Origin of the sequence: Streptomyces sp. NPDC093149 (assembly GCF_044754145.1) — a bacterium.
Classification (GTDB): domain Bacteria; phylum Actinomycetota; class Actinomycetes; order Streptomycetales; family Streptomycetaceae; genus Streptomyces.
In genome coordinates this window covers 42,675-54,907 of the sequence record NZ_JBIVON010000016.1, presented here as the reverse complement: position 1 = coordinate 54,907, position 12,233 = coordinate 42,675, and the positions used below count along the sequence as shown (strand labels likewise).

The 12,233-nt window shown below is 67.0% G+C and carries 7 protein-coding genes; 6 read left to right on the top strand and 1 reads right to left on the bottom strand.

Annotated elements, in window-relative coordinates:
• Positions 1 to 158 precede the first annotated feature (158 nt).
• The 3 genes from acnA to ACIQCZ_RS34300 all read left to right on the top strand — a co-directional run bounded on the left by acnA (position 159) and on the right by ACIQCZ_RS34300 (position 4,185).
• Positions 159 to 2,873 (top strand): aconitate hydratase AcnA, encoded by a 2,715-nt coding sequence (gene acnA / locus ACIQCZ_RS34310; RefSeq protein WP_402288461.1) that lies wholly within the window; start codon positions 159 to 161, stop codon positions 2,871 to 2,873.
• A 155-nt stretch (positions 2,874 to 3,028) separates the two neighbouring features.
• Positions 3,029 to 3,409, top strand: coding sequence for a tetratricopeptide repeat protein (locus ACIQCZ_RS34305; RefSeq protein WP_402288568.1), 381 nt, complete (start codon positions 3,029 to 3,031; stop codon positions 3,407 to 3,409).
• A 131-nt stretch (positions 3,410 to 3,540) separates the two neighbouring features.
• Positions 3,541 to 4,185, top strand: a complete 645-nt coding sequence (locus ACIQCZ_RS34300; protein ID WP_402288459.1) for a histidine phosphatase family protein — start codon at positions 3,541 to 3,543, stop codon at positions 4,183 to 4,185.
• A gap of 109 nt (positions 4,186 to 4,294) precedes the next feature.
• Here the strand turns inward: ACIQCZ_RS34300 and ACIQCZ_RS34295 are convergent, their stop codons facing one another.
• Complete coding sequence (locus ACIQCZ_RS34295) at positions 4,295 to 8,140, bottom strand: GH92 family glycosyl hydrolase (RefSeq protein ID WP_402288457.1); 3,846 nt, start codon at positions 8,138 to 8,140, stop codon at positions 4,295 to 4,297.
• A 498-nt stretch (positions 8,141 to 8,638) separates the two neighbouring features.
• Here ACIQCZ_RS34295 and ngcE point away from each other — a divergent pair, with 498 nt between their 5' ends.
• The 3 genes from ngcE (at position 8,639) to ACIQCZ_RS34280 (ending at position 12,070) form a co-directional block, all read left to right on the top strand.
• Positions 8,639 to 10,087: an N-acetylglucosamine/diacetylchitobiose ABC transporter substrate-binding protein gene (ngcE, locus tag ACIQCZ_RS34290; RefSeq protein ID WP_351074965.1), complete on the top strand. Its 1,449-nt coding sequence runs from the start codon at positions 8,639 to 8,641 to the stop codon at positions 10,085 to 10,087.
• Positions 10,088 to 10,137: 50 nt separating this feature from the next.
• Entirely contained in the window at positions 10,138 to 11,061 is a 924-nt protein-coding gene (locus tag ACIQCZ_RS34285) for a sugar ABC transporter permease (protein ID WP_351074964.1), read from the top strand.
• Between the two features lie 91 nt (positions 11,062 to 11,152).
• Complete coding sequence (locus ACIQCZ_RS34280; RefSeq protein WP_402288453.1) at positions 11,153 to 12,070, top strand: carbohydrate ABC transporter permease; 918 nt, start codon at positions 11,153 to 11,155, stop codon at positions 12,068 to 12,070.
• Positions 12,071 to 12,233 lie beyond the last annotated feature (163 nt).

Sequence of the window (12,233 nt, the reverse complement as noted above, 5' to 3'; positions counted from 1 at the left end):
ATATATGCCGAAGGCGCACCGCAGTCCGCCACTCGGTAAGGGTTGCCTAACTAAGCCTTACCTTAGCGGATGGTCGAGGGGCCGTAGGCGGCACCACGCGGCGCCCGCCGTAATGAGGCGCGGCGCGGAGTACGCGCACATTGATGAAGGAGACTGTCGTGTCGGCGAACAGCTTCGACGCCCGCAGCACGCTGCGCGTGGGCGACGAGTCGTACGAGATCTTCAGGCTGGACAAGGTCGAGGGCTCCGCGCGCCTCCCTTACAGCCTGAAGGTGCTGCTGGAGAACCTGCTCCGCACCGAGGACGGCGCGAACATCACCGCCGACCACATCCGGGCGCTCGGCGGCTGGGACTCCCAGGCGCAGCCCAGCCAGGAGATCCAGTTCACCCCGGCCCGTGTGATCATGCAGGACTTCACCGGTGTGCCGTGCGTCGTGGACCTCGCCACCATGCGTGAGGCCGTCAAGGAACTGGGCGGCGACCCGGCCAAGATCAACCCGCTCGCCCCGGCCGAGCTGGTCATCGACCACTCCGTCATCGCCGACAAGTTCGGCACCAACGACGCGTTCGCGCAGAACGTCGAGCTGGAGTACGGCCGCAACAAGGAGCGCTACCAGTTCCTGCGCTGGGGCCAGACCGCCTTCGACGAGTTCAAGGTCGTCCCCCCGGGCACCGGCATCGTCCACCAGGTCAACATCGAGCACCTGGCCCGTACGGTCATGGTCCGGGGTGGCCAGGCGTACCCCGACACCCTCGTCGGCACCGACTCGCACACCACCATGGTCAACGGCCTCGGCGTGCTGGGCTGGGGCGTCGGTGGCATCGAGGCCGAGGCCGCGATGCTCGGCCAGCCGGTCTCCATGCTCATCCCGCGCGTCGTCGGCTTCAAGCTGACCGGTGAGCTTCCGGCCGGCACGACCGCCACCGACCTCGTGCTGACCATCACCGAGATGCTCCGCAAGCACGGTGTCGTCGGCAAGTTCGTCGAGTTCTACGGTGAGGGCGTCGCCGCCACCTCCCTCGCGAACCGCGCCACCATCGGCAACATGTCGCCGGAGTTCGGCTCCACCGCGGCGATCTTCCCGATCGACGGCGAGACCCTGAACTACCTGAAGCTGACCGGCCGCAGCGAGCAGCAGGTCGCGCTCGTCGAGGCGTACGCCAAGGAGCAGGGCCTCTGGCTGGACCCGGCCGCCGAGCCGGACTTCTCCGAGAAGCTGGAGCTGGACCTGTCGACGGTCGTTCCGTCGATCGCCGGCCCGAAGCGCCCGCAGGACCGCATCGTCCTCGCGAACGCCAAGCAGCAGTTCGCCCAGGACGTGCGCAACTACGTCTCCGACGACGAGGAGTCGGGCAAGGAGTCCTTCCCGGCCTCCGACGCCCCCGCCTCCACCAACGGTGTCCCGTCGCGTCCGACCACGGTCACGGCCCCCGACGGCACGTCGTACGAGATCGACCACGGCGCCGTCACCGTCGCCGCGATCACCTCCTGCACCAACACCTCGAACCCGTACGTCATGGTCGCCGCGGCGCTCGTGGCGAAGAAGGCGGTCGAGAAGGGCCTGACCCGCAAGCCGTGGGTCAAGACCACCCTCGCCCCGGGCTCGAAGGTCGTCACCGACTACTTCGACAAGGCGGGCCTGACCCCGTACCTCGACAAGGTCGGCTTCAACCTCGTCGGCTACGGCTGCACCACCTGCATCGGCAACTCCGGCCCGCTGCCGGAGGAGGTCTCCAAGGCGGTCAACGAGCACGACCTGGCCGTGACCTCGGTGCTCTCCGGCAACCGTAACTTCGAGGGCCGGATCAACCCCGACGTCAAGATGAACTACCTGGCGTCCCCGCCGCTGGTCGTCGCGTACGCCATCGCCGGTTCGATGAAGGTGGACATCACCAAGGACGCCCTGGGCATTGACCAGGACGGCAAGCCGGTCTACCTCACCGACATCTGGCCGTCCGAGGCCGAGGTGAACGACGTCGTCGCCAACGCCATCGGCGAGGACATGTTCAACAAGTCCTACCAGGACGTCTTCGCGGGCGACGCCCAGTGGCAGGCCCTGGCCATCCCGACCGGCAACACCTTCGAGTGGGACCCGCAGTCCACCTACGTGCGCAAGCCCCCGTACTTCGAGGGCATGACGATGGAGACGACCCCGGTCGAGGACATCACCGGCGCCCGGGTGCTCGCCAAGCTCGGCGACTCGGTCACCACCGACCACATCTCCCCGGCCGGTGCGATCAAGGCCGACACCCCGGCCGGCAAGTACCTCACGGAGCACGGCGTCGAGCGCCGCGACTTCAACTCCTACGGCTCGCGCCGCGGCAACCACGAGGTCATGATTCGCGGCACCTTCGCGAACATCCGCCTGCGCAACCAGATCGCCCCGGGCACCGAGGGTGGCTTCACCCGCGACTTCACCCAGGACGGCGCGCCGGTGTCGTTCATCTACGACGCCTCGCAGAACTACCAGGCCGCGGGCACCCCGCTGGTCATCCTGGCGGGCAAGGAGTACGGCTCCGGCTCGTCCCGCGACTGGGCCGCCAAGGGCACCGCGCTCCTCGGCGTCAAGGCCGTCATCGCCGAGTCCTACGAGCGCATCCACCGCTCGAACCTCATCGGCATGGGCGTCCTCCCGCTCCAGTTCCCGGAGGGCGCGACCGCCGAGTCCCTCGGCCTGACCGGCGAGGAGACCTTCTCCTTCACCGGCGTGACCGAGCTGAACAACGGCACCACGCCGCGCACGGTCAAGGTCTCCACCGACACCGGTGTGGAGTTCGACGCGGTCGTCCGCATCGACACCCCCGGTGAGGCGGACTACTACCGCAACGGCGGCATCATGCAGTACGTGCTCCGCAACCTGATCCGCAAGTAGGCGATCCGGCAGGGCAGTGGGCCGCACCTCTTCGCAGGACGAAGGGGTGCGGCCCTTTCCCGTGCCGGCTCACCGTTCCGCGGCCACCGTCAGGGCGACTTGAGCTTGACGGGCGAGGTGTAGCCGACGACGTACGACGCCAGGAGGCGCCGGCCATCCAGCGGGAGCCGCGCGACGAGCGAGGCCAGGCCAACACCTGGGACACCCTCGGCTACGCCTACCACCAACTCGGCGAACACGCGAAGGCCATCGACTGCCACCAGCACAGCCTGGACCTCAACCGTGCACTGGAGCAGTGCTACAACGAGGCCTCGACGCCGGTCCACCTGGGCCAGACCTACCGTGCGACGGAATCCGTCGAACCGGCCAGGGGCGCCTTGCGCGAGGCCCTCGGCATCTACCTCGACCTCCGTGTTCTCAATCCGGAAGTGGAGCGGGCCCGTGTACTCCTGCGCGAACTCGACGGTCCCCCGGTTCCTGGTGGCCCGGACACCCCTTGGCCTCGCTGTTCGGTTGCGATGACGCGGTGTCGTTGATCGGGACATCGGCCTGCCGTACCCGGGAAACGAGGCATCGGCCGCCGCGTCCCGGGCGCGTGGAATGCGATCGTGGACCAGGGGGTTTGCCGGTTACGCAGTACGAACAGCACAGAGAGCGGATGGCACCCATGGGCGAGTTGATCCTGATCAGGCACGGCGAGACCGAGTGGTCGCGGTCCGGGCAGCACACGAGCCACACCGATCTGCCCCTCACTCCCCTCGGTGAACGCCAGGCCCGCGCGCTGGCTCCGCTGCTCGCCGACCGGCGGATCGCGCTCACCCTGGTCAGCCCCGCCGCACGCGCCCGGCGCACCGCGGAGCTCGCCGGGCTCGCCGCACCCCGTGTCACCCCCGAACTGCGCGAATGGGACTACGGCGGCTACGAAGGGGTGACCACCGACGAGATCCGCCGCACCCGCCCCGACTGGAATCTGTGGACCGACGGGGTCGCCCCCGGTCCCGAGGCGCACCCCGGGGAGACACCCGCCGAGGTCGGTGCCCGGGCCGACCGGGTGCTGGCCGAAGTCGCCAAGACGCCGGAACGCGCCACGGAGGGGGACATCGCGCTCGTCGCCCACTCCCACTTCCTGCGCGTACTCACCGCCCGTTACCTCGGCCTGACCCCGGCCGAGGGCACGCTCTTCCAGCTCGCCACGGGAGCGGTCTCGCGGCTCGGCACGGAGCACGGCAATCCGGTGATCACGGCGTGGAATGTGACATTGCCCGAGAGTCTGTTCCCCCGGGCCGTTCCGGACAACCCGGGGCGGGACTGACCGAACGGGGGCCCGTCCGCTCCAGACCCCGCCGGCCGCCCGGCATGCGGACGGCCGGCGCCTCGGAGCGAGACACCGGCCGCCCGCGCACCCCCGAGCGGGCGGAGGATCAGGAGAGCAACTCCACCTCCGCCAGGCTCCCTTCACCCGCGAACACCAGGCGGTAGTGCGCGTACGAGCCCGGAGCGCGCACCGAGAACACCCTCGTCTGCCGGTCCCAGGCGAACGACTGGCCCGACCGCTTGTCGAGGTCCTTCCACGTCGTGCCGTCCGACGAGCCCTGCAGGACCCAGCCCGTCGGGGCACGGTCCGCCGCGCTCGATGTCAGCGTGTACTGGGCCGCGTTCGTGGCGGAGGGCACCGGCAGGTCCACCGAGGCGACCGTGGCAGAGGTGGCCGAGGTGTTGTCGAACAGGGCGCCCGCGCCCTTCAGCACGTCCGCCTTCGGCGTCGCCACGCTGTCGTCCGTGGTGATCGAGACCGGCGCGGCGTCCTTGCCGGTGCCCCACGACGAAGGCTTCGCACCCATGTCGAAGTCCAGCACACCGCCCTTGGCCAGCAGCTCGTGCGGCAGCGAAGTCGAGGTCCACTTCTTGCCATTGACCCTCAGGCCCTGCACATAGATGTTCTTCGCGCTGTTCTTCGGCGCCCTGACGACCAGATCGCGGCCGTTCTCCAGATGGACCGTGGCCTTCGTGAACAGCGGCGAGCCGATCGCGTACTCGCCGCTGCCCATCACGAGCGGATAGAAGCCGAGCGAGGAGAAGAGGTACCAGGCCGACTGCTCGCCGTTGTCCTCGTCACCGTGGTAACCCTGCCCGATCTCGCTGCCCGTGTAGAGCCGGCCCAGTACCTCACGGACCTTCTCCTGGGCCTTCCAGGGCTGCGAGGCCGCGTCGTACATGTAGGCGACATGGTGTGCGACCTGGTTGCTGTGGCCGTACTGCCCCATCCGTACGTCACGCGCCTCCGTCATCTCGTGGATGACACCGCCGTACGAGCCGACGAACTCGGGGCCCGCCGTCTCCGGAGTGGCGAAGTAGGTGTCGAGCTTCTTCGCCAGGCCGGCGCGCCCGCCGTAGAGATTCGCCAGGCCCCGGCTGTCCTGCGGGGCCGTGAAGGCGTAGCCCCAGCCGTTCGTCTCCGTGTAGTCGTAGCCCCAGACCCGAGGGTCGTACCGGTCCGCGGGGAGCCGCCAGTCGCCCTTGGCGTCCTTGCCCTGGAAGAAGCCCACCTTGCTGTCGAAGAGACCGACGTAGTTGCGGGCGCGGTTCAGGAAGTACTCGGACTCCTCCTTGTACCGCTCCTTCTTCGTCTTCCTGTAGAGCGCCCGGCCCATCTGCGCGATGCCGTAGTCGTTGAGGTAGCCCTCCAGCGACCAGGACAGGCCCTCGTGCGTGGAGGTGTCGGCGTAACCGACGAACGGGGACTTCTGCATGCCCTTGCGGCCGACGCCCGAGGACGGCGGGACGACGGTGGCGTTCTTCAGCGCCGCGTCGTAGGCCGCCTCGGCGTCGAACTTCACGCCCTTGACGTAGGCGTCCGCGAAGGCGACGTCCGAGGAGGTGCCGGTCATCAGGTCGGAGTAACCGGGGGACGACCAGCGGGAGATCCAGCCGCCGTCCTTGTACTGCTGGACGAAGCCGTCCACCATCTCGCCGGCCCTGTCCGGCGTGAGGAGGGAGTACGCGGGCCACGTCGTGCGGTAGGTGTCCCAGAAACCGTTGTTGACGTACACCTTGCCGTCGACGATCTTCGCGCCCGTGTGGGTCGGGGTGTCGGAGCCGACCTGCGGGGAGAAGGGGCTGGCGTACTTGTCCTTGCCGTCGACCGTCTCGAAGCCCGAGTTCGGGTACAGGTAGAGCCGGTACAGGCTGGAGTAGAGCGTGGTCAGCTGGTCGGTCGTGGCCCCCTCGACCTCCACCTTGCCCAGGATGTCGTCCCAGGCCCGCTGCGCCCGGTCCTCGACCCGTCCGAAGGAGCGGGAGGCGGGGATCTCGGCGGCGAGGTTCCGCTTCGCCTGGTCGACGCTGATCAGCGAGGTCGCCAGGCGCAGCTCGACCGTGCGGTCCTTGCCGGCGTCGAAGCGGAGGTAGCCCGTGACGTCGTCGCCCCCGCCGCCGGACAGCTTGCCGCTCGCGGTGACCGGCGCGTCGAAGACGCCGTAGACGAAGAGCCGGGTGGCGCCGGTCGAGCCGCCGCTCTTCACATCGGAGTAGCCGGTGAAGGAACTGGTCCTCGGGTCCAGGGTGAGCCCGCCGTCGTTGGAGACGTTGTCGAAGACGACGCTCGCGTCGGCACCGGGGTAGGTGAACCGCATCCGGGCCGCGTGGTCGGACGGTGTCATCTCCGCCTTGAGGCCGTTGTCGAATGTCACACCGTAGTAGTGCGGCTTCGCCGTCTCGTTCTCGTGGTGGAACGGCAGGGCACGCGCCTTGCGGGAGGCGTCCGGGGTGCCGGGGGCCACCGACGGCATCAGCTGGAAGGTCTGCCGGTCGCCCATCCAGGGGCTCGGCTCATGGCTGGCGCTGAAGGCCTGGAGGGTGGGCAGGTTGTCGTCGTTGTTGCCGCGCGCGTAGTCGTACAGCCAACTGGTCGATCCCGCGTTGGTGACCGGGGTCCAGAAGTTGAAGCCGTTCGGGAGCGCGGTGGCGGGGAAGTTGTTGCCGCGCGAGAAAGAACCGCTGGAGTTGGTGCCGCGGACCGTCGACGCGTAGTCGGAGAGGTGCGCCCGGCGCTTCTCGGGCGCCTTCGGGGCGATCTTGATGTCGTCGATCCAGCCCTGGAACTTCGACGGGCCCTCGGGGGAGTCGTACGCCACCAGGATCCGGTCCACAGTCCTGCCCGCGGCGACCGTTCCGATCGCCGAGTCGACCTTGTTCCACTGGTTGACGTAGAGCCGCTTGGCATCGGCCTGACCCTGCGGGGTCAGCAGGCCGCCGTTGCTGTCGGTGGCCCGCAGATCGCTCAGGTACGTGCCGTCCGTGAACGCCAGGTCCACCGAGACGTGCGTGGCCGGGTAGGAGAGGTCCGTCTCGCCCATCTGGGGATAGATCAGATAGGAGAGTGAGGTGTCACGGGTGACAGCTGTGTTCACATCGAAGATCTTGTTGTACGAGTAGGCCCGGCCGTCCGCCTTGTGCGTGCCGGCGTACCGCAGGGCCTTCCTGCCGGTGAAGCCCGCACCCGACTTGGCGGTGGGGGAGCCGGACGGGCCGCGGTCGACCTGGCTGCGCATCGATTCCGGCGCCGGGGCCGAGGTGCCGCCGTCGGAGAACTGGACGTCGGCGAGCTGGGTGGCGTCCAAGGCGCCGTTGTTCTTCGTGATCTGCAGCCGGAAGTGCTGGTAGGCGGCGTCCGATGTGAAATCGTACGACTTCGTCTGGAACCGCTCGGTGAAGCTCTGGCCGGTCCGGGAGTCGAGGTCCTTCCAGTCCTTGCCGTCCGTGGAGCCCTGCAGGGTCCAGTCCTTCGGGTCGCGTTCGTCGTGATCGTTGGCCGAGGTCAGCGCGTAGGTCACGACCTTGACCGGTTCGACGAGATCGAACTCGACCCAGCCGGTGGGCGCGAAAGTCAGCCACTTGGTGCCGGACTCCCCGTCGACCAGGTTCTCCTTCACCTCCCCGCCGCCGGTGTTCTCGCCACTGGCACGGACGTCTGTCACCTTGTCGGTGACATTGCCCGGTATTCCAGTGGAGAATCCGCCGTCGACACCCGATGACCGCTTCTTTCCGTCAGGGCCTTCTTCGACGGTGTTGCGCCAGTCCGGTTGCTTTTCGTCCGCTTCGAATGACGAGCTGAATGTCCGTTCACCCGAGGTGCTTTGGCGCTTTTCGCCTGTCCCGGCCGACTGAGCGGCGGCCGCGGTGGGGGCTGTCACGACCAGAACGAGTGAAGCCGCGACCAGTGCGGCCGTACGGCTTTGTCTCCTGCGTGAACCATGTCGGGGCTGCATGCGGAGCCATTCCTCCCGAGGAAGTGCGCTTGGACAACGTTGTCAGGGAGATGCGCAAGGTCCAGTAGGGAGCCAAGTGGCGTGATGTGTCAAGGGTGTTGAGTGCGAACCGCCAGTCGAATCGACCGTAATGCGGAAATCGTTACACCCGGACGGAGGCGCACGGGGTCCAGGTATCCGCGAGGTCTCAACTCGGGAAAGACTGCTGCTCAACCTTGCATTCGATCTTGCTCAGTCGGGCGCAAGTGGACTATACCTGTCGGCGTCTGCACAGCCGTTTCCGGCGCCGCGGACAAGGGGGACACGGGGGAACGGTCGCGGGGCACGACAAGTGCATCCGCTGCCCGATCTCCCGAAACCCCCGCTGCACATGGCTAGCCTGAAATCAGCACCACCCAAGCGCAACTGACCGCGGTGGCGGGGCCCTTCGCCTGAGGCGAATATCGACGGGCGACCGGTACACACCGCCTGAGTCCTGGAGAAGGCGAGGACTTGAGCATGGGATCCACCTCCGCCCACAAGAATGAGGGCCTCGGCCGTCGCGATGTGATCAAGCGATCTGCCGCGCTCGGCCTGCTCACCGTTCCTACGATGGGTTTCCTGTCGTCGTGTGCGAGCAGCGACAGCGGCAGTGACAAGAAGGTCGAGAAGGGCAAGGTCAGCAAGACGAACCCGCTCGGCGTCAACGAGACGGCCCCCCTTGAGGTGGTCATCTTCGACGGCGGCTTCGGCCAGCAGTACGCGATCGACGCGGAGAAGAAGTACAACGCGGCGTTCCCGAAGGCCCCGAAGGTCAAGCACGTCGCGACCCAGAAGATCCAGTCGCAGCTGCAGCCGCGCTTCAACGGCGGCACCCCGCCGGACCTGATCGACAACTCCGGTGCCGAGCAGATGGACATGGGTGTCCTGGTCGGCAAGAAGCAGCTGGCGGACCTGACGCCGCTGATGGACGCCCCGTCCATCGACGACCCGACCAAGAAGGTCCGCGACACACTGCGCCCGGGTGTCCTGGAGATGGGCCAGTTCGACGGCGACCCGGTCTGGATCATGTACTACGCGTACACCGTGTACGGCGTCTGGTACTCGCAGACCGCGCTCGACAACCTCGACGCGCAGTACCCCGAGAACTGGGACGACATGCTCGCCCTCTGCGCGAAGGCGAAGAAGAAGGGCATCGCCGGCTGGACGTACGCCGGTAAGTACCCGTACTACCTGCCGTTCTCGCTCTACCCGTTCATCGCCAAGATCGGTGGCCGGGAGGTTCTCGACAAGATCGACAACCTGGAGCCGAACGCCTGGAAGGACCCCGCGGTCAAGGCGGCGTTCGAGGCGTACTACGAGCTGTACCAGAAGGGGTACATCCTCAAGGGCACCCCCGGCCTGACCCACATCCAGTCGCAGACCGAGTGGACCAAGGGCAAGGCGCTCTTCATCCCGAACGGTTCGTGGGTGGAGAACGAGGCGGCGCCGACCACGCCCAAGGACTTCAAGATGATGGTCGCGCCGCCGTCCAGCCTGGACTCGTCCGACAAGATGCCGTTCGGCACCATCTGGGCCTCCGGCGGCGAGCCCTTCGTCGTCCCGGCCAACGCGAAGAACCCCGAGGGCGGCATGGAGCAGCTGCGCATCATGCTCTCCGAGGAGTCCTCCAAGAACTTCACCAAGCAGGTCAAGTCACTCAGCGCGTTCAACGGCGGCACCGACGGTCTGACCCTGTCGACCGCCATGCAGTCCGGCGTCGACTCGCTGAAGAAGGCCGGCGACAACGTGGTGAACCCGCGTCTGCAGGACTGGTACGTGAAGCTCCAGAAGGAGCAGATCGGTGTCGCCGGTATCGGCGAGATGATGGCCGGCCGCGCGACCCCTGCGGAAGCCATCAAGAAGATCCAGGCCTTCGCCGACGCGGCGGCCAAGGACCAGTCCATCAAGCACTACAAGCACCAGTGAGCAACCGTCACCAGCGGCGGCACCCGCGGAAAGATCGGGGTCGGTAAACGATGCAGCACGGCAAGTACCGTTTCATCGTGGGATTCTTGGTAGTCCCACTGGCGTTGTACGCGGTCTTCGTCATCTGGCCGTTCATCCAGTCCATCTACTACTCGTTCACGGACTGGACCGGCCTGAGCCCGGACTTCAAGATGGTCGGGTTCGACAACTACACGAGGATGCTGAAGGACGACATCTTCTGGAAGTCCTTGCAGCACAGCGTGTTGCTCGTGCTGCTGCTGCCGCTGGTGACGCTGGGCCTGGCGCTGTTCTTCGCCTTCATGCTCAATGTCGGAGGCCGGCGGCGCAAGAACGCCGCGGTCTCCGGTGTGCGCGGGTCGAGTTTCTACAAGATCGCCTACTTCTTTCCGCAGGTGCTGTCGATCGTCATTGTCGCCCTGCTGTTCCAGTTCGGGTTCAACCCCACCAGCGGGGTGCTGAATTCGACTCTGAAGGCGATCGGTCTGGGCTCCATCCAGCCGGACTGGCTGGGCGATCCGAACCTCGCGCTCATCTGCGTCATGTCGGTCCTGGTCTGGTCGACGGTCGGGTTCTTCGTCGTCCTCTTCTCCGCCGGCATGGCGTCCATCCCGAAGGACTTCTACGAGGCGGCGCTCCTCGACGGCGCCAACCGCTTCACCACGTTCTTCCGGATCACCCTCCCGCTGCTCTGGGACACGGTGCAGTCGGGCTGGGTCTACATGGGGATCCTGGCCCTCGGCGTGGAGGCGTTCACCGCCGTACAGGTCATGACCGTGGGCCCCGGCGGCCCCGACTACTCGACCACGGTTCTGCCGCTGTACGTGTACCAGACGGCCTTCCGCGACGGGCAGGCCGGATACGCGACGACGATCGGTGTCGGACTGCTCATCGTCACCATGGCCTTCGCCGCCATCGTGATGCGACTGGGCCGGCGCGAGCGGCTGGAGTTCTGATGCCGCGACCGACGGGAGACGGCGCCCGGACCCCCAGCAGGCACCACAGGTCGGCCTCCGCGTCCGGCTCGACAGTACGAGGTGAGTACACGTGAAGACCACTGACACCGCTCCCCCCGCTCCGGCGGCGGACCCGGCCCCCGTGTCCAAGGCGCCCGCCGCCGTCGGCAAGGAGAAGAGCAGCGAGGGCCAGGTCCTCAATGTCTTCTCGCACGGTGTGCTGATCATCTGGGCGATCCTGGTCGTCATGCCGCTGCTGTGGGCGGTCATGTCGTCGTTCAAGTCCGACGACTCGATCCTGTCGACGCCGTTGGCGCTCCCCGACAAGCTGCACTTCGACAACTGGTCGCGCGCCTGGAGCCAGGCGCACATGAGCGACTACTTCTTCAACACCATCGTGGTGGTGGGCTGTTCGCTCGTCGGGACTCTGCTGCTCGGGTCGATGGCGGCGTACGTACTGGCGCGGTTCGACTTCCCCGGGAACCGCTTCCTCTACTACCTGTTCATCGGTGGGATGAGCTTCCCGATCATCCTGGCGCTGGTCCCGCTGTTCTTCGTCATGAACAACATGGCCCTGCTGAACACGCGACACGGACTGATCATGGTCTACATCGCGTACTCGCTGCCGTTCACCGTCTTCTTCCTCACCTCGTTCTTCCGGACGCTGCCGACCTCGGTGGCGGAGGCGGCGATGCTCGACGGGGCCTCCCACAGCCGGACGTTCTTCCAGGTGATGCTGCCGATGGCGAAGCCCGGCCTGATCAGCGTCGGTATCTTCAACTTCCTCGGGCAGTGGAACCAGTACATGCTGCCGACCGTGCTGAACACCGATCCGGACCACCGGGTGCTCTCCCAGGGGCTGGTCGAACTGGCCAACAGCCAGGGATACAAGGGTGACTGGTCCGGTCTCTTCGCCGGTCTGGTGATGGCGATGCTGCCGGTCCTCGCGGCCTACATCGTCTTCCAGCGGCAGGTCGTGGCGGGCCTCACCGCGGGTGCCGTGAAGTAGCGCCCGTCACCTCCGTAGGCATCCGAACCGCCCGCCGGCCACGCGCCGACGGGCGGTTCGTCATGTGCGGAAGACCGCCCAGGTGAGGGCACGGTGCTCATCCGAGGCTTCGCATGCTCAAGGTCTTGACGGGGAGTACCCCAAAACGGTCAGCTTAGAGTTC